Annotated in this window: 14 protein-coding genes, 3 tRNA genes and 3 rRNA genes; 9 read left to right on the top strand and 11 right to left on the bottom strand. The window is 56.9% G+C overall.

Features of this window, described 5'->3' with window-relative positions; genetic code table 11:
- Window positions 1-38 precede the first annotated feature (38 nt).
- Window positions 39-998, top strand: a complete 960-nt coding sequence (locus NXF97_RS08220; RefSeq protein WP_022372444.1) for a bile acid:sodium symporter family protein — start codon at window positions 39-41, stop codon at window positions 996-998.
- 102 nt (window positions 999-1100) lie between these two features.
- Here NXF97_RS08220 and NXF97_RS08215 read toward each other — a convergent pair whose 3' ends face one another.
- The 7 genes from NXF97_RS08215 to NXF97_RS08185 all read right to left on the bottom strand — a co-directional run bounded on the left by NXF97_RS08215 (window position 1101) and on the right by NXF97_RS08185 (window position 7516).
- On the bottom strand, window positions 1101-1844 hold the full coding sequence (locus NXF97_RS08215) for a basic amino acid ABC transporter substrate-binding protein (protein WP_274955691.1): 744 nt from the start codon (window positions 1842-1844) through the stop codon (window positions 1101-1103).
- A 185-nt stretch (window positions 1845-2029) separates the two neighbouring features.
- Window positions 2030-2144, bottom strand: a 5S ribosomal RNA gene (gene rrf, locus NXF97_RS08210).
- A 158-nt stretch (window positions 2145-2302) separates the two neighbouring features.
- Window positions 2303-5185, bottom strand: a 23S ribosomal RNA gene (locus NXF97_RS08205).
- Between the two features lie 265 nt (window positions 5186-5450).
- Window positions 5451-5526 (bottom strand) — tRNA-Ala (locus NXF97_RS08200).
- Window positions 5527-5547: 21 nt separating this feature from the next.
- Window positions 5548-5624: transfer RNA gene (locus tag NXF97_RS08195), tRNA-Ile, on the bottom strand.
- An 87-nt stretch (window positions 5625-5711) separates the two neighbouring features.
- Window positions 5712-7245 (bottom strand): 16S ribosomal RNA (locus NXF97_RS08190).
- Together the 16S, 23S and 5S rRNA genes with 3 tRNA genes alongside form the textbook arrangement of a ribosomal RNA operon.
- A gap of 194 nt (window positions 7246-7439) precedes the next feature.
- Window positions 7440-7516: transfer RNA gene (locus NXF97_RS08185), tRNA-Met, on the bottom strand.
- A 352-nt stretch (window positions 7517-7868) separates the two neighbouring features.
- Here NXF97_RS08185 and NXF97_RS08180 point away from each other — a divergent pair.
- The 3 genes from NXF97_RS08180 to NXF97_RS08170 all read left to right on the top strand — a co-directional run bounded on the left by NXF97_RS08180 (window position 7869) and on the right by NXF97_RS08170 (window position 11927).
- Window positions 7869-8921, top strand: a complete 1053-nt coding sequence (locus NXF97_RS08180) for a quinone-dependent dihydroorotate dehydrogenase (protein WP_274955690.1) — start codon at window positions 7869-7871, stop codon at window positions 8919-8921.
- A 203-nt stretch (window positions 8922-9124) separates the two neighbouring features.
- A complete protein-coding gene (locus tag NXF97_RS08175; RefSeq protein WP_274955689.1) occupies window positions 9125-11152 on the top strand; it encodes a heterodisulfide reductase-related iron-sulfur binding cluster in 2028 nt (675 codons plus the stop codon).
- Window positions 11142-11927, top strand: a complete 786-nt coding sequence (locus NXF97_RS08170) for an IclR family transcriptional regulator (protein ID WP_022373480.1) — start codon at window positions 11142-11144, stop codon at window positions 11925-11927. The genes NXF97_RS08175 and NXF97_RS08170 overlap by 11 nt, the downstream gene beginning before the upstream one ends.
- A 58-nt stretch (window positions 11928-11985) precedes the next feature.
- On the opposite strand, the gene NXF97_RS08165 is transcribed toward NXF97_RS08170, so the two are convergent.
- The 3 genes from NXF97_RS08165 to hrpA all read right to left on the bottom strand — a co-directional run bounded on the left by NXF97_RS08165 (window position 11986) and on the right by hrpA (window position 18447).
- Window positions 11986-13092, bottom strand: coding sequence for an aspartate/glutamate racemase family protein (locus tag NXF97_RS08165; protein WP_274955688.1), 1107 nt, complete (start codon window positions 13090-13092; stop codon window positions 11986-11988).
- Between the two features lie 136 nt (window positions 13093-13228).
- Entirely contained in the window at window positions 13229-14194 is a 966-nt protein-coding gene (locus tag NXF97_RS08160; RefSeq protein ID WP_274955687.1) for a D-alanyl-D-alanine carboxypeptidase family protein, read from the bottom strand.
- Between the two features lie 137 nt (window positions 14195-14331).
- Window positions 14332-18447 (bottom strand): ATP-dependent RNA helicase HrpA, encoded by a 4116-nt coding sequence (hrpA, locus tag NXF97_RS08155; protein ID WP_274955686.1) that lies wholly within the window; start codon window positions 18445-18447, stop codon window positions 14332-14334.
- 385 nt (window positions 18448-18832) lie between these two features.
- On the opposite strand from hrpA, the gene argA reads away from it, so the two are divergent.
- The gene (gene argA, locus NXF97_RS08150; protein WP_274955685.1) at window positions 18833-20209 is read left to right on the top strand and encodes an amino-acid N-acetyltransferase; all 1377 of its coding nucleotides are present in this window, start codon (window positions 18833-18835) and stop codon (window positions 20207-20209) included.
- A gap of 12 nt (window positions 20210-20221) precedes the next feature.
- On the top strand, window positions 20222-20506 hold the full coding sequence (locus tag NXF97_RS08145) for an oxidative damage protection protein (protein ID WP_274955684.1): 285 nt from the start codon (window positions 20222-20224) through the stop codon (window positions 20504-20506).
- A gap of 73 nt (window positions 20507-20579) precedes the next feature.
- Here NXF97_RS08145 and rpiA read toward each other — a convergent pair whose 3' ends face one another.
- The gene (gene rpiA / locus NXF97_RS08140) at window positions 20580-21242 is read right to left on the bottom strand and encodes a ribose-5-phosphate isomerase RpiA (RefSeq protein ID WP_274955683.1); all 663 of its coding nucleotides are present in this window, start codon (window positions 21240-21242) and stop codon (window positions 20580-20582) included.
- Between the two features lie 79 nt (window positions 21243-21321).
- Here rpiA and NXF97_RS08135 point away from each other — a divergent pair, with 79 nt between their 5' ends.
- From NXF97_RS08135 to NXF97_RS08125, 3 genes are all read left to right on the top strand, one after another.
- Window positions 21322-22029, top strand: a complete 708-nt coding sequence (locus NXF97_RS08135) for an ATP-binding protein (protein ID WP_274955682.1) — start codon at window positions 21322-21324, stop codon at window positions 22027-22029.
- Window positions 22030-22102: 73 nt separating this feature from the next.
- Window positions 22103-22747, top strand: a complete 645-nt coding sequence (locus NXF97_RS08130; protein WP_022373472.1) for a response regulator transcription factor — start codon at window positions 22103-22105, stop codon at window positions 22745-22747.
- 77 nt (window positions 22748-22824) lie between these two features.
- Window positions 22825-23904 (top strand): hypothetical protein, encoded by a 1080-nt coding sequence (locus NXF97_RS08125; protein ID WP_274955681.1) that lies wholly within the window; start codon window positions 22825-22827, stop codon window positions 23902-23904.
- Window position 23905 lies beyond the last annotated feature (1 nt).

The following is a 23905-nucleotide window of genomic DNA, read 5'->3' as shown; positions in this document are numbered from 1 at the left end:
CCGTTGGTTTACATGCATTGCGAAAGAAGTTAAGAAAAATGAAAACTCTGGCCTCCGTCAGTCAGTTCTTCGGCAAGACTTTTGCCCTCTGGGTGCTTGTCTTTGCCGCCCTCGCGTTTTACTTTCCTGCAACCTTTAAGGTTTTTCTGCCCTACGTCTCGATTCTTCTCGGGATTGTGATGTTCGGTATGGGTCTTACGCTCTCCGTGGGCGACTTTAAGGCCGTTTTAACGCGCCCCCGCGACGTCTTCATCGGTATTGTCGGTCAGTTTGTGATCATGCCCGCAATTGCCGCGTTTCTCTGCTGGGCGATGAACCTGCCGCCCGATATTGCCGTGGGCGTCATTCTTGTGGGCTGCTGCCCGGGCGGCACCGCCAGTAACGTGATGACCTTCCTGGCCCGAGGCGACGTGGCGCTTTCCGTGACCATTACGAGCTGCACCACGATTCTCGCGCCGCTTGTCACGCCGTTTTTGATTTACTTCCTCGCCAACCAGTGGGTGGAAATCAATCCGCTCGCGATGTTCTGGTCCATCTGCCAGATCGTGCTCATTCCGATCGCCTTGGGTGTGGCCGTGAAGTCGCTCTTCGGTCGTAAGGTGGAAGTGGCTGTCTCGGCGCTCCCGCTGGTAAGCGTAGTGGCAATTGTGCTGATTCTGGCGGCTGTCGTTGCCGTGAGCCGCCCCACGATTGAGAAGGCAGGCCTGCTCGTTCTTGCCGTCGTGATTCTGCACAACGGTCTCGGACTTTTGCTCGGCTACATTCTCGGCAAGGTCTTTCACATGGAACTCCCGAAGTGCAAATGCCTTTCCATCGAAATCGGTATGCAGAACTCGGCCCTTGGCGTGGCGCTTGCAACGGCGCACTTCGCGACGATGCCTCTCGCGGCACTGCCCGCTGCGGTCTTCAGCTTCTGGCATAACGTCTCCGGCCCCATCATGGCCACGGTTTACCGCCGCATGAATGACAAGGCCGGTGAACCGGTTGAATTCAAATAACGGTTCACCCACCAAGGCGGCGTCACACTGACGCCGCCTGAATACGAAACGCCCGATTTCTTCGCGGAAACCGGGCGTTTTAGTGTGCGTTAAGCGTACGCTTTAGAGCGTATCGCCGAACCACTTCACGTAGATTTTCTTGTACGTACCGTCTTCACGCACAGCCTTTAAGGCTTTGTTGAGACGTTCACGCAGGGCATTACCCTTTTGCACGGCAAAGCCGTAATCGTCCTCAGAAAGGATCACCGGCACTTCCCTCAGGTTCAGGTTGCGCGCAGCCTTCTGGGTGAGGAAGTATTCGTTCACGGGCTTATCGTTCACCATCGCCCAGCAACCCTTCTGGTTGACTTCCAAAAAGGCTTCCGCAGCGGAATTAAACGTGCGGATCTTCGTTCCCTTGAGACGCTGAGAGAAGAGTGCCCCGGAGCTGCCGATTTCAACGCAAAGGGTTTTGCCTTCCAGATCCTTCGCGCCCTTAATCTTGTCGACGTTATCCTTGTGCGTCATGATCGAGAGACCGCTCTTGTAGTAGGGGTCCGAGAAATCAACCTTGGCTGCACGCTCGGGCGTAATCGTGAGTGCGGATACCGCCACATCAATGGAGCCTGAAACAAGCGCCGGCACCAGGCCGTCTAAGCCCATCGAATAGATCTGCACGTCAAACCCGGCCTTTTTGCCGATGGCGTTGATGAGATCAATGTCAAAGCCGACGTACTTGCCGGACGCTGAATCCAGGAATTCAAAGGGGGGATAGACCGTCTCACTGCCGACACGCAGGGTTTCGGCGTTGACGCTCACGACAACAAGCGCGGTCGCTGCTGCGAGCGCAATCTTTTTGATATTCATACCGTAGGTTCCTTTTCCTATTGTTGTACGGGATTATTTCGGTGCGGCTCATATGGCCGCTCGAGAAGCCATGAGTCTACGCATCCCGGGGTAAAAAACCATACGGCAAAATGGCTAGGAACAAACCCTTTAGGCAAAGAAAAACCCCCGAGACCGTTTTGATCCCGAGGGTTTTAAATGGTAAAGCCCGGCAGTGTCCTACTTTCACTGGAAATACAACCAACTATCATCGGCCCAGAAGCGTTTCACTGTCCTGTTCGGAATGGGAAGGAGTGGTACCGCCACGGTATGGCCGCCGGGCAAAGCCTGTTGTCTCAGAAGTTCATCAATTGAACTCCCGTGACGAAGTCTTTGCAAAAAGAAGTAAGCGTCGGAACGCGATTATTTGCATTCACTGCGCTTCAAAATCCATTGTCCGTTTCTCAACTGCCTTACATTAGGCTAGGCAGCACGGTTATAGGATCAAGCCTCACGAGCAATTAGTATCAGTCAGCTCAACGCCTCACAGCGCTTGCACTCCTGACCTATCAACGTCCTGGTCTCGAACGACTCTTCTGGGAGGTCCAGCCTCCGGGAAGACTTATCTTCAGGCAAGTTTCCCGCTTAGATGCTTTCAGCGGTTATCTCTTCCGCACATAGCTACCCGGCTGTGCCACTGGCGTGACAACCGGTACACCAGAGGTGCGTCCACTCCGGTCCTCTCGTACTAGGAGCAGCCCCCGTCAATCTTCCAGCGCCCGCGGCAGATAGGGACCAAACTGTCTCACGACGTTTTAAACCCAGCTCACGTACCTCTTTAAATGGCGAACAGCCATACCCTTGGGACCGGCTACAGCCCCAGGATGAGATGAGCCGACATCGAGGTGCCAAACACCGCCGTCGATATGAACTCTTGGGCGGTATCAGCCTGTTATCCCCAGAGTACCTTTTATCCGTTGAGCGATGGCCCTTCCATTCAGTGCCACCGGATCACTATGACCTGCTTTCGCATCTGCTCGACTTGTCGGTCTCGCAGTCAAGCACGCTTGCGCCATTGCACTATCAGCACGATTTCCGACCGTACCTAGCGTACCTTTGTACTCCTCCGTTACTCTTTAGGAGGAGACCGCCCCAGTCAAACTGCCTACCATGCACGGTCCCGGAACAGGTTTACTGTCCGCGGTTAGAACCTCAAACAAATCAGGGCGGTATTTCAACGTCGGCTCCCCAAAGACTGGCGTCCTCGGTTCTCTGCCTCCCGCCTATCCTACACAGATCGGTTCAAAGTCCAATGCAAAGCTGCAGTAAAGGTTCATGGGGTCTTTCCGTCTAGCCGCGGGGAGATTGCATCATCACAAACATTTCAACTTCACTGAGTCTCGGGAGGAGACAGTGTGGCCATCATTATGCCATTCGTGCAGGTCGGAACTTACCCGACAAGGAATTTCGCTACCTTAGGACCGTTATAGTTACGGCCGCCGTTTACCGGGACTTCGATCAGGAGCTCTCACCCCATCACTTAATCTTCCGGCACCGGGCAGGCATCACACCCTATACGTCGACTTTCGTCTTTGCAGAGTGCTGTGTTTTTAGTAAACAGTTGCAGCCACCTATTCTCTGTGACCTCTTCATGCTCGGAGTGTTTCACTCTTCACACTACAAAGGCACACCTTATCCCGAAGTTACGGTGTCAATTTGCCGAGTTCCTTCTCCCGAGTTCTCTCAAGCGCCTGAGTATATTCAACTCGCCCACCTGTGTCGGTTTACGGTACGGTCGACATTAAGCTATAGCTTAGAGGCTTTTCCTGGAAGTTCATCCCATCACTTCGCTTCTAAATGAAGCTCGATGCTTTGTCTCGGAGATTCGCCGGCGGATTTGCCTGCCGGCCTCCTACACGCACAAACCGGGACATCCAACACCCGGATGATGCTCAAAACTCCGTCCCCCCTTCGCACTTAACGTCGGTGCAGAAATCTTAATCTGCTTCCCATCAGCTACGCTTCTCAGCCTGGCCTTAGGGGCCGACTCACCCTGCTCCGATGAACGTAGAGCAGGAAACCTTGGGCTTACGGCGAGCGGGCTTTTCACCCGCTTTATCGTTACTCATGTCAGCATTCGCACTTCTGATACCTCCGGCATGCGTTACCACACACCTTCGCAGGCTTACAGAACGCTCCCCTACCACTTGCACTTGCGTGCAAATCCGCGCTTTCGGTTACAGACTTAGCCCCGTTACATCTTCCGCGCATGAGGACTCGATCAGTGAGCTATTACGCTTTCTTTGAAGGATGGCTGCTTCTAAGCCAACTTCCTGACTGTCTTAGCCTTCACACTTCGTTTTCCACTTAGCCTGTATTTGGGACCTTAAACGGCGGTCTGGGTTGTTTCCCTTTTGAGTCCGGACGTTAGCACCCGGTGCTCTGTCTCCCGTGATTCAACTTCCGGGTATTCGGAGTTTGCCATGGTTTGGTAAGACGCCATGTCCCCCTAGCCATAACAGTGCTCTACCCCCCGGAGTCATTCACGAGGCACTACCTCAATAGTTTTCGGGGAGAACCAGCTATCTCCAGATTTGTTAAGCCTTTCACCCCTAACCACAGCTCATCCGCCGGTTTTGCAACACCGGTCGGTTCGGTCCTCCAGTGTGTGTTACCACACCTTCAACCTGGCCATGGTTAGCTCATCTGGTTTCGGGTCTACGCCTTACGACTCTATCGCTCTGTTCGAACTCGCTTTCGCTGCGCCTCCCCTACTCGGTTAAGCTTGCCGCAAAACGTAAGTCGCTGACCCATTATGCAAAAGGTACGCAGTCACCCCGTAGGGCTCCTACTGTTTGTATGTATGCGGTTTCAGGTTCTATTTCACTCCCCTCCCGGGGTTCTTTTCGCCTTTCCTTCACAGTACTGGTTCGCTATCGGTCGATCATGAGTATTTAGCCTTGGAGGATGGTCCCCCCGTCTTCGGACAGGATGTCACGTGTCCCGCCCTACTTATCGTCTCCTTAGTACCATGCACCGGACTTCGCATACGGGGCTGTCACCCACTGTGGCCGGCCTTTCCAGACCGTTCTGCTGTCACCATGCATTATCAAAGACTAGGCTGCTGCGGTTTCGCTCGCCGCTACTGCCGCAATCTCGGTTGATTTCTTTTCCTGCAGTTACTTAGATGTTTCAGTTCACTGCGTTCGCCTCACAAACCTATGTATTCAGTTTGTGATACCGGTTACCCGGTGAGTTTCCTCATTCGGACATCTGCGGATCAAAGTCTTTTTGCCGACTCCCCGCAGCTTTTCGCAGGCTTACACGTCCTTCATCGCCTATGATCGCCAAGGCATCCACCACATACACTTAGTCACTTGATCCTATAACCCTGCAGCCTTTTGCCCGCAGAGTATTCACGTGACTGATTTCGTAACGTGCTGTTCTCTTGGTTAATTCGTTGAGATTCTCGTTCAATGAAGATTTGAAACTCAGTTCAAATGCAATCACATCCCGTTTCAGCGTCTCATCAACGCTGAAATTGAACGCTTTACTTCTTTTTCCAAATTTTTAAAGAGCTCGGTGCATCTTCGTACTGAAGACACTCCGTTTAAAAACTCTCATACAAGAGCTTTTGAACTGAATGTCTGGTGGAGACAAACGGGATCGAACCGTTGACCCCCTGCTTGCAAAGCAGGTGCTCTCCCAGCTGAGCTATGCCCCCGCGTGTTTCATGCACTGCGTTTGGTGGGTCTTGATGGACTCGAACCATCGACCCCCGCCTTATCAAGACGATGCTCTAACCAGCTGAGCTAAAGACCCAACCGCATTACAACTTCAACAGACTCAACCGATAAGTGTGGGAACTTCCTTCTTTTACTGCAGTCCCTTTTCAGAAACTTTCTCTAGAAAGGAGGTGATCCAGTCGCACCTTCCGGTACGACTACCTTGTTACGACTTCACCCCAGTCATGAAACCCACCGTGGGCGCCGCCTTCCTTGCGGTTGGGCAAACGTCTTCTGGTGAACCCCACTCCCATGGTGTGACGGGCGGTGTGTACAAGACCCGGGAACGTATTCACCGCGGCATGCTGATCCGCGATTACTAGCGATTCCGACTTCATGCAGTCGAGTTGCAGACTGCAATCCGGACTACGATCGGTTTTCTGGGATTGGCTTCACCTCGCGGCTTCGCTGCCCTCTGTTCCGACCATTGTATGACGTGTGAGGCCCCAGCCATAAGGGCCATGAGGACTTGACGTCATCCCCACCTTCCTCCGGTTTGTCACCGGCAGTCTCATCAGAGTGCCCTTTCGTAGCAACTGATGACAAGGGTTGCGCTCGTTGCGGGACTTAACCCAACATCTCACGACACGAGCTGACGACAGCCATGCAGCACCTGTGCTCAGGTTCCCTTGCGGGCACTGCCTCATCTCCGAGGCATTCCTGACATGTCAAGGCTGGGTAAGGTTTTTCGCGTTGCATCGAATTAATCCACATCATCCACCGCTTGTGCGGGTCCCCGTCAATTCCTTTGAGTTTTAATCTTGCGACCGTACTCCCCAGGCGGTCTGCTTCACGCGTTGGCTTCGTTACTGAGAATTAAATTCCCAACAACCAGCAGACATCGTTTAGGGCGTGGACTACCAGGGTATCTAATCCTGTTTGCTCCCCACGCTTTCGTGCATGAGCGTCAGTTGCGTCCCAGGGGGCTGCCTTCGCCATCGGTGTTCTTCCACATATCTACGCATTTCACTGCTACACGTGGAATTCCACCCCCCTCTGACGTACTCCAGTCGGACAGTCACAAATGCAGTTCCCAGGTTAAGCCCGGGGATTTCACATCTGTCTTACCCAACCGCCTGCGCACGCTTTACGCCCAGTAATTCCGATTAACGCTTGCACCCTACGTATTACCGCGGCTGCTGGCACGTAGTTAGCCGGTGCTTATTCTTCAGGTACCGTCAGCACTCCGGCATATTACTCCGGAGCTTTTCGTCCCTGACAAAAGCGGTTTACAACCCGAAGGCCTTCTTCCCGCACGCGGCATGGCTGGATCAGGGTTGCCCCCATTGTCCAAAATTCCCCACTGCTGCCTCCCGTAGGAGTCTGGACCGTGTCTCAGTTCCAGTGTGGCTGGTCGTCCTCTCAGACCAGCTATTGATCGTCGCCTTGGTGAGCCTTTACCTCCCCAACTAGCTAATCAAGCATCGGCCGCTCCGTCTGCGCCGGGCCTTGCGGTCCCCGGCTTTCACCCTCAGGTCTTATGCGGTATTAGCCATCCTTTCGGACGGTTGTCCCCCACAAACGGACACGTTCCGATGTATTACTCACCCGTTCGCCACTCGCCATCAGAGAGCAAGCTCTCCATGCTGCCGTTCGACTTGCATGTGTAAGGCATGCCGCCAGCGTTCAATCTGAGCCAGGATCAAACTCTTCACTTGAATCCTGCTTTTTTGGTCGTACTCAAATCACTCGCAGAAACTGACTGAGATAAATCTCAATCATTTCTTTGGCTTAAAGTCTGAGTACTTCCGATTTTTTTTGCGTTTCCACGAAGAAACTGCATTTTTCAGAAGCACCCACACTTATCGGTTCGTCTGTTTCAGATTTTTAAAGAACACCGAAAACTTGTCGTTGGTTGCGGAGGGAGGATTTGAACCTCCGACCTTCGGGTTATGAGCCCGACGAGCTACCGGACTGCTCCACCCCGCGATCCGAGTTTTCGCTCTGCCTCATCAGCAGAGACAGCGCATATTACAGAACGATTTTTCTGATGTCAAGCTTTGCGCCAAAAAATTTTTAAGCGCCTTTTGCGGCCATTACCTGAGTTACGCCCCGCCTGAGGTTTTTTCGCCTTGATTTACAGCGGTTTTCCGAAAGCCAGCCAACCCCGACGGCCCCGCTCTGTTAAAATGCACAAACAACAACACTTAGTGCTTTCGGCCTACGCCGCACACCATATGCTGACAGCCGCTTGAAAGTTTGAAGAGGCTGTCGGAAAATGCGCGTGCATTTTTCCCCTGCGGCAGAGCATTTTGCCGCCATTTACAAACGATAAACCGCCATGCTTTACAAACTTGCCAAGAGCGTTCTCTTTCAGATGCAGCCTGAAACTGCCCACCATCTGATCATGGAGAACCTGGACTGGGTCACTTCGTTCGGTCTTCATAAGCTGCTTACCCACACGCCCCCGGAAGATCCGGTGGAAGTGATGGGCATCCGCTTTCCCAATACGATCGGGCTTGCGGCCGGCATGGATAAGGACGGCGAGCGTGTAAGCGCTTTCGGTGCCCTCGGGTTCGGCCACGTCGAAATCGGCACGATTACGCCGCTCGCGCAGCCCGGTAACGCCAAGCCGCGCTGTTTCCGCGTGATTCCCGCCGAAGGCATCATCAACCGCATGGGCTTTAACAACGAAGGATGCGACAAGGTGCTCAAGAACTTAAAGAGTGCCGACGCCTTTAAGCTCAGAGGCGGTGTTTTGGGGATCAACATCGGCAAAAATGCCGTCACCCCCATTGAAAATGCGGTGAGCGACTACCGTATCTGCCTGCAGAAGACCTATGCCAAGGCCGATTACATCGCCGTCAACATTTCAAGCCCCAACACCAAGAATCTGCGGACGCTCCAAGGCGACAAACCCCTGTGCGAACTGCTCGAGGCCCTTAAGACCGAGCGTGAAAAGATCATGGAAACGCAGGGTCTGGCCTACAAGCCCATCGCCGTGAAGCTTGCGCCCGACCTCGATAACGAGGCCATCCTGCGCGCCGTGGACCACATTGTGAGCTACGGCATGGACGCGGTGATTGCCACCAACACGACGATTGATCACTCCTCCGTTCAGGGGCTGCCCCACTGGGAGGAAACGGGCGGCCTTTCCGGTAAGCCCCTGATGGAGCGCTCCACCGAATGTCTGCGCCTCATTACCGAGCACCTCAAGGGCGAACGCCCCGTGATTGCCTCGGGCGGCGTCATGACCGGGGAAGACGCCGTCATCAAGATGCAGGCCGGCGCCGCACTCGTGCAGCTTTATTCGGGCTTTGTCTATAAGGGACCGGCTCTGGTGGCTGAGTGCGTGGAAGCCGTTGCCAAGTGGCGCGCTGAACAAAAGCACTGACATACATTTTTTCTGAGCCGGTTTCAGCAGTCTGATTCCGGCTCTTTTTCTCCGAAATATCCGATACTTCGCTCATGGTTTGGTGCGGTAAAATCGCCCGCACCTTTAAGAGAGGTCTGACGGCGCGGCTTCCTGCCGCAAACCGACAAACGAAAAACACCGCAGCCTCTGAAAACCCCAACACAACAATTACAGCGACAGCCATGTTGTCTTCCACTCTTCCTGTCCGTCCCGCCTTTTGGAACGTACCGCTTTGGGCCGAAATCGGCGTTTACATCATCGGACTCATCGCCGTCATCTTCTGCGCGGCAGGCATTATCCGTGTGATCAGGGAGCGCCGCGCGGGAGCGGCGCCCGAAACGCCTGAAGGCCCCCGCAAGCGGCGCATCGCAAATCTTTTCTGCGAGGTACTCGGACAAAGCAAAGTCATGCGTGGCGCAAGCGGCAAAGCACATCTGGCGATTTTCTGGGGCTGCATTTTCCTTTTCTGGGGAACGGCCACCGCCACGCTTGACTGGGACGTCGGTCACTATGTGTTCGGGCAGCAGTTTCTGACCGGACGCTTTTATCTTGTCTACAAGCTCATCCTGGATACGGCCGGCCTTGCCGCTTTAATCGGCCTCGGCTACGGCGCCTGGCGCCGCTTTGTGGCGCACGACGAGCGGGTGGAAAGCAACGGGCGCTTTGCCTGCCTTATTGCAAGCCTTGCCGCCATCATCATTACGGGCTTTTTCGTTGAAGCCCTGCGCCTTGCGGTGCAGCAGCCCGCCTGGCGTGAGTTTTCTCCCGTGGGTAACCTCCTTTCCCAGCTGTTTGCGAGCAGCACCCCGGAATTTCTGACCACAGCCCATCTCTTTCTTTGGGTTGTGCACGGGCTTGCCTCGCTGATTTTCATCGCCGCGGTGCCGCTCACGTTTTATTCGCACATCTTTAAGACGCCGATCTCCATTTTCTGGCAGAAAGTGTCGCCCGCGGGTGCCATTGCCAAAATCGACAACATCGAAGAGCAGGAAACGTTCGGCATTTCCAAGTACGAGCAGTTCACCTGGCGCGACCGCGCCCGCTTTGACGGCTGCACCGAATGCGGCCGCTGCCGCGGCGTGTGCCCGGCCGTCAAGGCTGATACGCCTCTGGATCCGAAGTCGCTCATCATGACGCTCCGAGACAGAATGCGCGATGCGGCAAACGACAAGGAACTTATTGGGGGGCTCGTGAGCCGTGACGCGCTCTGGAGCTGCACCACGTGTGGCGCCTGTGCGCGCGCCTGTCCCGCCGACATTCCGATTCCGGATCTCATCGTCTTGATGCGCCGGCATCTTGCGCTTGAAACAGGCGAATTCCCCGAAGGGCTCGCCGGCGCCCTGGAAAACACCGCTTCGGTCGGTAACCCCTGGGGCATGGACCCGGGCAGCCGCCTTGCGTGGGCCAAGGACCTGGATGTGCCGGTTGCCAAACCCGGCGTTGCCTACGACGTACTCTACTGGGTGGGGTGTTCAGCCAGTTACGACCGCCGGGCGCAGAAAATTGCCCGCGCCATGGTGAAGATTCTCAAGGCCGCCGGCATTCACTTTGCCGTAATGCAGGAAGAGCGCTGCCACGGCGACTTCGCTCGCCGCGCCGGTGAGGAATACCTCTTTCAGACAGCTGCTGCCGAAAACATCGAAAACCTCAGAAAGTATCAGTTCAAGGAACTCGTTGCGGCCTGCCCGCACTGCTTTAACACCCTTAAAAACGAGTATCCCCAGTTTGAGGGCGGCACCTTTAACTGCGTGAGCCACACGGTTCTCATTGACCGGCTCATCACCGAAGGGCGCATCAAGGTGAGTAAATCGCAGTTTTTCACCGTGATGCACGATCCCTGCTATCTCGCGCGCATGAACGGCATCACCGCCGAACCCCGCCGGGTGCTCGAAACCCTAGGCGCACACCTGCGCGAAGCCAAACACAGTAAGGCCGATACGCTTTGCTGCGGCGCGGGCGGCGCTCAGATCTTTATGGACCGGCCGGCCCGCATCAACGTGATCCGCCTGAAAGAACTCAAGGACACCAAGAGCGAAGTCGTTGCAAGCGCCTGCCCGCACTGCCTCACGATGCTCACAAGCGCGCAGGCTCAGCAAAAAGAAGGCGCCAAGGACGAGATTCTCTTCCTTGACGTCGCGGAAATCGTGGCCCAGCAGCTCGAAAGCGCTGCCGCCGAAGAAACGTCCGGAAGCCAGCGTCATGGCAGCTGATAAAGATTCAGACATCAAAACCGTGCAGGTTCTTGACCGCGCCGTCAAAATTCTCGACGTGGTCGCTGCCGGCTCGGACCCGGTTAATTCCAACCGCATCGTGCAGGAAACCGGGATTCACGCGTCTACCGCACACAGGCTTTTGTGGAGCCTCACCGAGCTCGGATTTCTGGAGCACACGACGGAAAACTGCTGGCGTCTGGGCCTGCGGTTTCTCGAGTACGGCAACCGCGTGCGCCGGGCGCTTCCCGTGCGCACTGCAGCCGTTGACGTGATGCGCTCGCTTTACGAAAAAACGCAGCTTACCGTCAACCTTTCGATGCGCTCGGCGGATTCGATCATGTACATCGATCACGTCTACGCGCCCAAAACCGGCGTGCGGTTTTCCCGCCAGGTGGGAGCCGTGGCGCCGATGCACTGCACAAGCGGCGGCAAACTCTTTTTAAGAGAAATGACGCCCGAGGATCTGAGCGCCTACATCGAGCGCACGCATCTGGCACCGCGCACATCGCATTCGCTTGCCACCCGCGAAAAACTCATCATTGAACTGGACCGTATCCGCGAAAGAGGCTGGGCCGAAGACAACGAAGAGCTCGAATACGGCATCCGCTGCATCGGTGCGCCGATCAGGGACGAAAACGGCCGCATCACGGCGGCCGTCACACTGGTCTCTGACACGGAGATCAAACGTAAGCCCGAATTTGTGGACCTGCTCGTTAAGGGCGCGGCGCAGATCTCGGCGGCACTTGCCTCAGCGGCGCAGCCCGCCGCCTGATTTAAAGGCAGGACTCAAAGCGGCAGTGCTCAGACGGGCACTGCCGCTGTTTTTCTTGTCAGAAACCGCGCTCCTTGTTGGCGGCAAGCGCGGTCTTTACGACGCGACGCGCCAGAGACGATGTCGGATCGATGATGTAGACCGTCTTACCTGCGCAGTCAAAATCCCCTTCATCCAAAATCAGCGGCAGCTCCGTGCAGCCCAGAATGAGCACGTTGCAGTCATAGGTCTTCACCAGGTACTCGGCGGCGCTGACGAGGTCCTCGCGGCAGATGCCGTCGGTAAATCCCGCCTTGGCGCCCTTGGGCCCGTAAATCGCCGCCATTACGCGCGCCTGATGCGCCTCATCGGGCACAAACATGGGAATGCCCATCGCTTCAGCTTTCTTCGAGTAAATGCCGGTGCGCACGGTGCCTGTCGTCGCCATCAGACCAACGCGGGCCTTATCGCCGAACTTTGCCTGAATTTCGTTGAGGCACGACTCCTGCATGTCGATGAAATTCACATCGAGGTGACGCCGCATGTAGGGCATAAAGGCGTGCGCCGTATTGCACGGGATGATGACTGCGTCACAGCCGTCGGCCTGCAGGGCCTTGGCGCAGCGGTACAGTGCGAGCGTGGGATCGGCTCCGCCCTCCAAAAGCGCCTTCGTCCGGTCCGGAATCTGGGGATTTTGTTCCACCACCAGACGGATATGTTCCTGATCGGTTGTCGCGGGCGTTGCCTTCACAATCTTGTCGTAGAGGTCCACCGTTGCAGCGGGTCCAAGGCCGCCGATAAGTCCCACCTTGTAGGGTTTCGCAGGCAGCGCATCACACGTTGAAAGCAGCTTTTCCGCGTAGTCTTCAACGGGAAGAGGCTCGCCCTTGGCGCCGCAGGCATCCACCACGGCGATGCTCACCTCGGCCGCGAGCTCATCAAACCAGGCATGCGGGCACGCACAGGTAAAGGCGGCAATTCTCACGCCCTTTGCGGCAAGCGCTTCCACCGCGTTAAAAAGCTCAATCTTGCGGTCGGCAAGCTTCACCCGTTCGTCCGGCGCATCCTGCCGCATGGCCGTCTCTTCAATCACAACCTTCACGAGCGGATCTTTTGCAATGAGTGCGGCTTTCAGAGCCGTTGCCTGCTCCGGTTTGGCGCCGGCCACAATACCGATATATTTCATTTCTTTCTCTCCTGCACTTTGTGTCTGCAGTGTTTTTTCCAGGACGCCCGCGGCGCCCGGCTGATCGGGTCATGATACCGCCCCTGATACGAAAAAACCTTCGGTTTTTTTCCGAAGGTTTTGCCTCTGCCGGGTCTTACATCAGCTCGTAAGGAGTGCTCTTGGCAAAGACCGCCTGATACTCGGTTTCGTCCTCAAGCCAGCGGCGCATCCTGAGCATATCGTCGGCGCGCTTACCGTTGGTGGCGGAGTCAAGCACCACCATCACAAGGCGGTGCCCGGCAAATTCGCTCTGCACCACCATGCAGCGGCCCGCTGCCGTCGTAAAGCCCGTTTTCTGCAGTCCCACATTCCAGCGCGGATCACCGATCAGACGGTTTGTGGTCTGAAGGCGAAGTTTCGAAATCCCGGCGTTTAGTAGTGCCGTGGGCGTTGTCGATGCCTTACGGATCACGGCATAGCCGTGTGCGGCCGCCGCCAAAAGCCCGAGATCGCGGGCCGTGGAAATATTTTCGTTGGAAAGTCCCGTGGGATCGGTAAAGCGGCTACTTGTCATGCCGAGTTCCGCAGCCTTCTCGTTCATTGCCTTCACAAAGGCTTTAACACCCCCGGGATACGTGCGCGCAAGCATGTGCGCGGCGCGGTTGTCGGAGCTCATAAGCGCCGCCTGCAGCGTGGCTTCACGCGTTAAAACCATTCCGTTTCTGAGCTTACTTTCCGCGCGCGACTTCACGTAATCGGCGCGCGTCACCCGCAGTTTCGCTTTCATCGGCAGTTCGCTTTCCACAATCACCAGAGCCGTCATCAGTTTGGTGACGGAAGCGATCGGAAGGCGCACATCGGCATTTTTCTCAAAAAAGACTTCGCCCGAGTCCTGATCGGCCATATAGGCAACGGAACTCGAAAGTTCCAGCGGATCCGGTGTATCGCGCAGGCCCGCGAGCATCGCCACCGACGGTCTCTGGCGCGTAAAGCGCGCACGGGTGCGGCGCTTGGGCGTTTTCACCTGGGGCTTGGCAGGCGCATAAACCGAGGCGGGCCGCAGGCTTGCAACGGCGTCGCCCGTGGCGGCGGGCGCGGCAATGGCCGAGCCTGCCAGCACAAAAGCAGCACTGACTGAAATCAACAATTGACGGAAAAACACGCGGAGAGCCCCGAAAAAAACGCGCCCGAAAACGGCAAAAACCCTATTAATGCTAAGGAAAAATTTCTTCAAAATCAACCAGATTAACAATTTTTTTAAAGTCGGCGGATCGACTCCCAGACCTTGGTGAGGCGCTTCACGCTCACGGGCATCGGGGTTCTCAATTCCTGAGCAAAGAAGGACACCCTCAGCTCTTCAAGAAGCCAGCGGAAGTCCGTGAGCCGCTCATCGGGCTGTCCGCGCCGCTCGGCCAATTCCCGGAAGTACGGTACCGAAAGGCGGGTGATGTCTGCCATGCGTTCGGCGTCTTTTGCCGGATCATTACGGATTTTGTCCAGACGGCTGTTGACCGCCTTCACGTAGCGCTCGTAATGCCTGAGTCTGTCAAGCCCCACCACCAGGAGAAAGTGTTTCGGGAAAAGCCCCCGCAACTGATTTTTGATGTCCTTGACGGCCTCGGGCCAGGCCTTGGCGCCCTGCAGTTTTTTGGGCACGAGCGCGAGTTGCGCCGTCACCGCTTCAAGCGTGCGGGCAATTTCCTGGCCGATGAGCGTGAGTTTTGTCCGCGCCTCGTCCTTGCGGTGTCCGAACTCTTCGGCGTTCACGGGCCAGGGTTCAGCCATCGCGCAGGTCTCAACGGCCGCTGCCACCACGTCGTCGCGGAGCGCTTCAAAGCTTTCAAAGGCGGCACTTACCTCCTCAATGACACCGGCCTGCATCTGCACGCGGTGCAGTCCCGAGAGGTTCTTTTCGAGGTACTTCACCTGCTCTTTCATCTGAATGATGAAAAGGCGACGCAGCCCCGCGCGGTGCGCGGCCTTTGCCTGCAGCGGATCATCGAAGACTTCCAGGGAGCACGCGTCTCCCCGGTCGACTAAGGCCGGGTGCCCGATCAGAGTCTCACCCCGGCGGCTGATCTCCATAAGTTCAGGCAGTTCCCCGAAATTCCAGACCGTGATGTTGTCGGCCAAATCTTCGGCAATCGATTCATCGGCCTGCGCCACGGTCTGAAAACTCTTTTGAGCCTCCTCTCCGAGCTCACTTCTGAGTTCGGCAAGGTTTCGGCCCATACCGAGCTGACGGCCGTGCTCATCAACAACCTTAAAGTTCATGATGAGGTGCTTGGCGAGAAACTCGGTTTTAAAGTCTTCCCGCTGACAGCGCACGCCGCTCTCTTGGGCAATATCGTCGATCAGGGCATCAATGAGGGTTTTGGAGCCGACCTGAACCCCCTTGGTGCGCTCGAAAAAGCCCGCGGCGTACTGCTGCAGCGGCACGCAGTGCCGTCTTAAGCGCTGCGGCAGGCTCTTTAAAAGACTCTGCACCTTTTCCTTGAGCATACCCGGCACCAGCCACTCGCAGCGCACGGGATTAACCTGATTGAGCGCGAAAATCGGCACCGTCATCGTGACACCGTCGCGCGGTGCACCGGGTTCAAAGTGGTAGGTAAGCCCCATCTCAACCCCCGCAACCGTCACCTTCTTCGGGAAGAAGTCCGTGGTGACCCCCTGCGCATCGTGGCGCATGAGCTCTTCCCGGGAGAGGTAAAGCACCTTTTTATTGTCTTTTACCGCCTCTTTGAGCCACGCTTCAAAGCCCGCCTGATCCGTCACGTCCTTGGGGATACGCTCATCGTAAAAAGCCACAATGAGTTCATCATCGACCAAAACGTCCGGACGGCGGCTTTTGTTTTCAATGTCGCGGATTTCCCGCACAAGCTGCATGTTGTGCCGGAAAAAGGCGGCGTTACTGTCAAAGTCCCCGCCGACGAGCCCCTCGCGGATAAAAAGTTCTCGCGCGAGCACCGGATCATGCCGGGCAAAGGAGACACGGCGCTGCATGTAAACGGGGAGCCCGTAGAGCGTCCCCCTTTCAAGCGCCACCACTTCACCGCGTTTTTTCTCCCAGTGCGGTTCCGTCCAGCTCTTTTTGATGAGGTGCGCCGCGGCCCTTTCCACCCACTGCGGCTCAATATCAGCCGCGCAGCGGGCAAAAAGCCGGCTTGTTTCAACGAGTTCCGCGGCTATGAGCCACTTTGCGGCTTTCTTTGCCAGCCCCGAGCCCGGCCACACCCAGAAGTGAATGCCGCGGGCACCGAGATACGGGGGCGCCCGGAAGTCGGCGTCAAGCTGCCGGCAGCCGAGGTTACTCAAAAGCCCTGTTAACAGTGCCTCGTGAATCTCTTCGTAGCGGGCGGGCTTGGTGTTCACGGTCCAGCCGATCTCGCTCGTAAGTTCACTTAACTGCTTAAAAACGTCGCGCCACTCGTGAAGCCTTCGCGCAGAAATAAAGCGCCGGTGCAGCTCTTCGGTAAGTTTCCGGTTGCTTTCTTTTTTGGCGCGTGCCTCTTCGTACCAGCGCCAGATTCTGAGATAGGACAAAAAGTCGCTTTTTTCGTCCTTAAACATCTTGTGCGCGTTGTCGGCGGCGTCCGCCGCATCCGCAGGCCGCTCTCTGGGATCCTGAATCGAAAGACCGGAAACAATCACAAGCGCTTCAGCCAAAGACCCCTTCTCGTGCGCGGCAAGGAGCATCCGCGAAAGGCGCGGGTCCACCGGAAGACGCGCCAGAGTCTTACCGACCTCGGTGAGGTTTCCGATGTCGTCCGTTGCGTTTAATTCATTGAGAATCTGATAGCCGTCGGCCACCGCGCGCGCGGGCGGCGCCTGCACAAAGGGAAAGTCCCGGACTTCGCCGAGTTTTAAGGACTTCATCCGCAGAATCACCGCCGCCAGGTTGGAGCGCATGATTTCCGGATCGGTAAAGGCCGGGCGCCGGGCAAAATCTTCTTCCCCATAAAGACGGATACAGATACCGTCGGCCACACGGCCGCAGCGGCCGGCACGCTGATTGGCCGAAGCCTGACTCACGGGCTCAACCAAAAGCTGCTCCACTTTGTTGCGGTAGGAGTAGCGCTTGATGCGCGCCAAGCCCGTATCCACCACAAAGCGGATTCCGGGCACCGTAATGGAGGTTTCCGCCACGTTTGTGGCAAGCACCACGCGTCTTAAGCCGCCCGGTCGAAAAACGCGCTCCTGATCCTGCGCCGAAAGCCGTGCGTACAGGGGAAGAATATCAATCATCCCGGGGCGGTGATGCTTGGCAATCACTTCCGCGGCTTCCCGGATTTCACGTTCTCCGGGCAAAAAGACAAGAATGTCGCCGCGGCCTGCCGTCTCCAGTTCATCAACGGCATCGGCAACCGCGTCCATAAGCGTGCGGTCGTCTTCCTCGTCGAGGTCTTCCACAGGTCTCCAGCGGATTTCCACCGGATACATGCGGCCTGAAATCGTAAAGACAGGGACCGGATGCTCGGCGTCTTTACCGAAGTGCTTGGCAAAGCGCTCGGAGTCAATTGTTGCGGACGTCACAATAACTTTGAGGTCAGGACGCTTTGAGAGAAGGCGCTTTAAGTACCCCAGCAGAAAATCAATATTGATCGAGCGCTCATGCGCTTCGTCGATAATGATCGTGTCGTATTTTTTGAGCAGCGGATCGGTCTGGGTTTCCGCAAGGAGAATGCCGTCGGTCATCAGCTTGATGGTGGCGCCGAGCGAAGTGACGTCGGTGAAGCGCACCTTGTAGCCCACCACCTCACCGGGCTCGGTGTTCAGTTCCTGAGCAATGCGTTTAGCGATGGAACTTGCGGCAATACGCCGCGGCTGAGTGTGACCGATAAGCCCCTTTTTGCCGCGCCCCGCCATCAGACAGATTTTCGGAAGCTGCGTGGTCTTCCCCGACCCCGTTTCACCGCAGACGATGATCACCTGGTTATCTCGTATGGCCTTCACAAGCAGATCACCCTGCTCACTTACGGGCAGCCCCGGCGCGAGCTCAAAAGGCGGAATCGGGTTGCGGGATTCTTCAAAACTTAAGCGCGCTTTTGCCGGTGCCGCGGGTTTTCGGGCTTTTTCATGATCCGCCCGGCGGGCTTTCTGAAGGGGCCCTTGGGCCGGCATCTCACTTCTGCGGTTTACCGGCGCGCGCTGCGGCTGCTTTTTCTCTGTGGGCTGCTTTGCTGCCGCACGGCCCGTCTTCACTTCCTGCACGGCCGTTTTTTCGGGCTGCCGGGCCTTTTTGAGCTGATCCGGTTTCTGCGGGGTCTGAGGCTTTGCCGCTAACTTGGGCGCAGCCGCCAGAAAAGTGGCCTTCCGGCCCTCAATAAGGCTGCGCAAATCACCGAACGGACGGGCCGAGGCTGAATCTGTCATAAGGAATTGAAAAAACGGACGAAATAACAGAAGGCCGCCATTTTAACGAAGTCGGGGAAGGCCCAACCACGAAACAAATCCGAACTTCCGCAGAATCCGCGCAACCGTTTCGCCCTTGAGGAAGGCGATATCCGGGATTCGGTGTTGGCAGAGTTCCGCCGAATCACAGTGCCGCCGTTGCGGCGTCTGTTGAGTACAGAAAACTGCCAAAAGTTAACGCCCGCAAGTCTCGTAAACAAGCGGGCGTTGGAGGACGCGATGAGCACTAGAAACCATCGCTTACCTGCCATTCTACTCAGACTCAGATGCGAATTCGGCGTAGGATGCGCTTACGGCCGACAGCTGCTGGCTTTTCCGGCCGTTTTGCACACAGCAAGGAAACACCATGCCGACAGAAGAAAATCACGCCGCAGAGACGCAGAAAGCCGTCCCCGCGGTCACAGAACCGGCCGCCGCCGACCTCTCACGCTGGGTGGCGTGGCTGCGCTCGGCCGCGCCCTACGTGCATCTTTTCCACGGCAAAACCTTTGTGATCAGCTTTGCGGGCGAAGTGGTGGCCGACACCAAGCTTCTGAACCGCCTCGTGATGGACGCAAGCCTTATTGCGAGCCTCGGGATCAAGCTCGTGCTCGTGCACGGCTCGCGCCCTCAGATTGAAGAGCTGATGCAGTTAAGGGGGCTTGCGGGTGAATTTCATAAGGGCGTGCGCATCACCGATGAAGCGGTTTTGGAATGCGTGAAGGAAGCCTGCGGCGAAACGCGGTTTGACATTGAAGCAGCGTTTTCCCAGGGGCTTCCCAACACCCCGATGCAGCACTCCCGCATCCGCGTGGTCTCCGGCAACTTTGTGACCGCCCGCCCCATGGGCATTATTGACGGCGTGGACTTCCGGCACACCGGTCTTGTGCGCAAAGTCGACGCCCAGAGTATTGAAGACGTCTTAAACCGGGGCTTTGTCGTGCTCGTGAGCCCCTTCGGCTTTTCCCCCACGGGCGAAGGTTTTAACCTCACGACCGAAGACGTCGCCACGTCCATCGCTTCTGCCATCAAGGCCGACAAACTCATTCTTCAGGTCGGGGTTGCAGGCGTTCGTCCTGACGGGGTCATGGCCCCGGAACTCACGGCCACACAGGCCGAAAAACTGATCGGCGACAAACGCGTCGACGCTGAAGACGTCTACAACCTCAACTTTGCCCTTAAGGCGATCCGTAACGGCGTGAGCCGCGTGCACATCGTCCCCTGGATGGTTGACGGCGCCATTTTGACCGAGCTTTTCACGCACGACGGCGTGGGCACGATGATTGCCGAAGAGAATATGGAAAGCATGCGTGAGGCGGTCGCCGACGACGTGGGCGGCATCATGAAGCTGCTTGAGCCCTTTGAAAACGAAGGGATCCTTGTAAAGCGCCCGCGCGAAAAGCTTGAGCGCGAAATCAGTCACTTTACTGTTTTGGAACACGACGGCATCATTTACGGCTCGGCCGCCCTCTATCCCTATCAGGAAGCTAAAATCGGGGAAATGGCCGCCTTTGCCGTGCATCCGGCCTATCAGGGCAGCGGCGACGGCGACAGGCTTTTGCGCCGCATCGAGCAGCGTGCCCGCGAACTCGGGCTCACGCGGCTTTTTGTGCTCACCACGCGCACATCGCACTGGTTTATCAATCACGGGTTTGAGGCTGCGGACCTCGAGAGCCTTCCGATTGAAAAGCAGCGCATGTACAACTGGAACCGGCGCTCACAGATTTTTATCAAGCAACTTTAAGGAATAACGACCATGGCACGCACCGTGCACTGCATCAAACTCAACAAAAACGCCGAAGGGCTCGATTTTCCGCCGGTTCCGGGCGAACTCGGCAAGCGCATCTGGGCTGAAGTCAGCAAAGAAGCCTGGGAAGACTGGAAGAAGCTGCAGACGATGATGATCAATGAGTACGGTCTGAACTGCGCCGACCCCAAGATCCGCAAGCATCTGATGGAGCAGTGCGAACGCTACTTCTTCGGCGAGGGCGTGGAAGCCGTCCCCAATCATGTGCCTGTGGAAGAAAAGAAGCCTGAATAATTCCGCTTCCCTCCAAAGCAAAAGCCGGCGAAGACTCGACAAAGGCGTCTAGCCGGCTTTTTTGTCTATGCGCTTAACGGACCTTGAAGGTCTTCACGCCCTCTTCCGTTCCGAGCAACAGCACATCCGCCCCTCTCCGGGCGAAAAGCCCGACCGTCACGACGCCCGCCATCGAATTAATCTTGTCTTCAAGCGCCTTGGCGTCCGTAATCGAGAGCCCGTGCACATCGAGAATCCGGCAGCCGTTATCAGTCACAAAGTCCCGGAGCACCGGACGCCCGCCCAGGGCGGCAAGTTCCCGGGTTAAAAGGCGGGCAGCCATCGGGATGACTTCAACGGGCAAGGGAAAACGCCCGAGCACATCGACTTTTTTACTTGCGTCAGCAATGCAGACAAAAGTGTCGGAAGCCGCGGCCACGATCTTTTCACGGGTGAGCGCGCCGCCGCCCCCCTTGATCATTTCAAAGTCCGCGTTGATTTCATCGGCCCCGTCCACGTACACCGAAATGCGGTCTTCGAGCGTATTGAGGTCAATCACCTTAAAGCCCAGGGCTTCCAGTTTTTTGCGGGAGCGCTCGGAACTTGACACACAGGCGGACGGCTTTTTCCCGGCTTCTTTGAGAGCATCAATAAAAAAATCCACCGTGGAACCGGTACCGACGCCAAGCACTTCGCCGTCGGTGACATAGTCAAGCGCCGCAAGGGCGGTTTTGCGTTTAAGATCGTTCTGATTCATCTTTTAAATCCTCTGCGGGGCGGTGTTTAACCGTCTCAACAGAGCGAATTTTGGCAAACGCGGGCGCAGATTGGAAACCATGGCAACAGGACACAACGAAACGGACACCCCAGAGGCTCAGTTTCTCGCGCATCAGCTCATGCAGCCGGTGACGGCTGCCGACAATTACGCGGCGGCTCTCCTGGAACTCCTTCACGGCGGGCGCCTTACCCCCGAAAAGCTCGAAGAAGGACTCGCCAAAATTAAGTCGCAGACAGAAAAAGCGCTCGGCACCGCCAAGGCCCTCCGGGCACTCACCCGCGCGCAGACAACGGCTGCGGGCCGTGCCCTTTTTTCAGAGGCGTTTAAGGCGGGGCTTACCCGCGTGCAGACCCTTTTTCCGGCCTTTTCCTGTCCGGCCGAAGGCCTTTGCGGTACGAACGTTGTCTGCGACCCGGTCCTTTTGGAAGAGCTCCTTTTTAATCTGCTGAAAAACGCCGCAGAAGCCGCTTCTGACACGGGCAGCACTAAAGCCCGCGCAGCCGTCACGGTCTCGGGGGGCACCCTCGTTTTCACGCTCACCAACCCCGTTGCGGACGCAGACGAGGCGTTCACCGCCGCGCAGGGACCTGCGGCCGCAAACCGCAAAAAAGGCGGCAGCGGCACGGGACTCATTGTCGTGCGGCGCATTTTGGAGGCCTGCAGAGGACGCCTCTCACTGACCGCTCTTTCCGAAGGACAATTCAGCGCAACCGTCACGTTTTGTGTCGCCGGATACAGCCCGCGAACCGTTTCTAATAAAAACTAACCCTTACGCGTAAACCCTCGGTGCGGTACAATAAGAAACACGACCGATTGCTATTGTTCCAGGAGTTTGATTTATGGCTTTCCCGGATTACTTCACCGAGCCGCAGCAGCCTTTGGGCACTGTTTACGTTGTCGACGACGATGAGGCCGTCTGCGATTCCGTGCGCTGGCTTCTGGAAGCCGGCAACTACAAGGTGGAGATTTTCGACAGCGGCGAAAGCTTTATCGCAAAGTACGATCCGCAGGCCATTGCCGTGCTGCTGCTTGATGTGCGCATGAGCGGCATGAGCGGACTGGAAGTCCAAGAACACCTCATTGCCCGCAAGGCAGACCTTCCGATCATCATTCTCACGGCCTACGGCGACGTGCAGATGGCCGTCAACGCCCTGAAAAAGGGTGCCGTCGACTTCATTGAAAAACCCTTTGACCATGCGGCTCTGAGGCAGCTCGTGGAAAAAATGCTCGGTGAAGCTCGCCGCAGACGCAGTCTCAACGAGCGGGAAGCCGCGGGGCGCCAGAAACTTGCCAAACTCACGCCGCGCGAACGCCAGGTTCTGGAGCGCATCGTAGCCGGGCGCCTTAACAAGCAGATTGCCGATGACCTCGGTATCTCCATTAAGACGGTGGAAGCCCACCGCGCCTCCATTATGGATAAAACAGCCTCCGGCACCGTTGCCGATCTGATGCGTGTGGTGATGGATTCGGGCGAGCGGCTCTGAAGCCCGCCTGACAACGACTTAACGCAATCCGGCGCAAGAAAAACAAAAAACGCCGGATTTTGTTTGGCTTTCCTTTAATGACCCAGGTTTATTTTCTGATTCCGGGCTTGCTGCTGCCTGAAGCGGCGCGCCCCTTTCTCTCAGCCGAAACGCTTGCCGTTGCGGGACGCATCACACGCGCTGCGGCGGGCGACGCCGTCACGCAGGTGCTCACCGCCGGCCCTGCGGCAGCAAGTGTGCATCTGGCATGGCTCTGGCGGGTGCTTACGCGAAAGCCCCTGCCGTTTGCCTCAGCTCCCTACGCCTGGCTTATGGATCAGGGGCCGGAACTTTCGGGCGAAATCTGGCGCATGCACTTTGCTCACGATGACGGCACGGCACTTACGGACCTGGACGGCCGCATCACAAATGACGCGGCCGAGAGCCTTGCGCAGTTACTCAGAGCGCCTCTTGATCAGGCGGGCTTTGTGCTGCAACGCTGGGATCAGACGTTTTACCTCACCCGCAAGACGGACTGGGGCGTGGAAGCGGCCGCCTGGCCCGCGCTGCGCGCAGGAGTCATTAACCGGGATTGCGCCCTGGCCGCGCGCTCTGATGCGGCGCCCGACGCATTACCGAAAGCGCAGGAAACGGTGAGAACCATCAACAGCCTCTTGGCCGGCGTCCGCATCACAACAGACGGTACCCAAGTCAACTTCACCTGGATTGACGGGGGCGGTCACGGCGAGCGCTTTTATCCACCCACCAAAATCCGCAGCGTCCTCACCGACGAACCGGCTGTTTTGGGCTGGGCTCAGGAAGCCGGGATTCTCAACCACCGCACCGGAAAAGCCAAGGACGCAGAGACCTGGCCCGGGGATGCCCCTCCGGGCGAATGCATTGCCGTGCTTGAGGACCTTTACGAGCCGTGGCTCACGCGCGACTGGAAAACCTGGAGTGAAAAACTTCCGGCGCTTGTCACGCACATCGAAACGCTTGCTGCCGCCTCCCGCATCAAAAACTGTGATCAGGCGCTTGTTGTTGCCTGCGGCATGACGCACACGGTGTCGGTTCCGGTGAGACTTCCCGGGGCCGCCGCACGCGCCTTAAGCCTTTTGGAGCGCCTCAGGGGAAACAGCGGGCTTACTGCCGAAGCCTGGCTTTTCGAACCGGATTAAT

Source organism: Duodenibacillus massiliensis (assembly GCF_928721995.1).
GTDB lineage: Bacteria > Pseudomonadota > Gammaproteobacteria > Burkholderiales > Burkholderiaceae_F > Duodenibacillus > Duodenibacillus massiliensis.
The sequence above is the reverse complement of the archived record's forward strand: the minus strand, read 5'-3'. Positions and strand labels throughout refer to the sequence as shown.

Excerpts from the sequence above, each read along its gene's own strand:
- NXF97_RS08220 (WP_022372444.1), top strand. The coding sequence starts at position 39 with ATGAAAACTCTGGCCTCCGTCAGTCAGTTCTTCGGCAAGACTTTTGCC.
- NXF97_RS08215 (WP_274955691.1), bottom strand. The coding sequence starts at position 1,844 with ATGAATATCAAAAAGATTGCGCTCGCAGCAGCGACCGCGCTTGTTGTC.
- NXF97_RS08180 (WP_274955690.1), top strand. The coding sequence starts at position 7,869 with ATGCTTTACAAACTTGCCAAGAGCGTTCTCTTTCAGATGCAGCCTGAA.
- NXF97_RS08175 (WP_274955689.1), top strand. The coding sequence starts at position 9,125 with ATGTTGTCTTCCACTCTTCCTGTCCGTCCCGCCTTTTGGAACGTACCG.
- NXF97_RS08170 (WP_022373480.1), top strand. The coding sequence starts at position 11,142 with ATGGCAGCTGATAAAGATTCAGACATCAAAACCGTGCAGGTTCTTGAC.
- NXF97_RS08165 (WP_274955688.1), bottom strand. The coding sequence starts at position 13,092 with ATGAAATATATCGGTATTGTGGCCGGCGCCAAACCGGAGCAGGCAACG.
- hrpA (WP_274955686.1), bottom strand. The coding sequence starts at position 18,447 with ATGACAGATTCAGCCTCGGCCCGTCCGTTCGGTGATTTGCGCAGCCTT.
- argA (WP_274955685.1), top strand. The coding sequence starts at position 18,833 with ATGCCGACAGAAGAAAATCACGCCGCAGAGACGCAGAAAGCCGTCCCC.
- NXF97_RS08145 (WP_274955684.1), top strand. The coding sequence starts at position 20,222 with ATGGCACGCACCGTGCACTGCATCAAACTCAACAAAAACGCCGAAGGG.
- rpiA (WP_274955683.1), bottom strand. The coding sequence starts at position 21,242 with ATGAATCAGAACGATCTTAAACGCAAAACCGCCCTTGCGGCGCTTGAC.
- NXF97_RS08135 (WP_274955682.1), top strand. The coding sequence starts at position 21,322 with ATGGCAACAGGACACAACGAAACGGACACCCCAGAGGCTCAGTTTCTC.
- NXF97_RS08130 (WP_022373472.1), top strand. The coding sequence starts at position 22,103 with ATGGCTTTCCCGGATTACTTCACCGAGCCGCAGCAGCCTTTGGGCACT.
- NXF97_RS08125 (WP_274955681.1), top strand. The coding sequence starts at position 22,825 with ATGACCCAGGTTTATTTTCTGATTCCGGGCTTGCTGCTGCCTGAAGCG.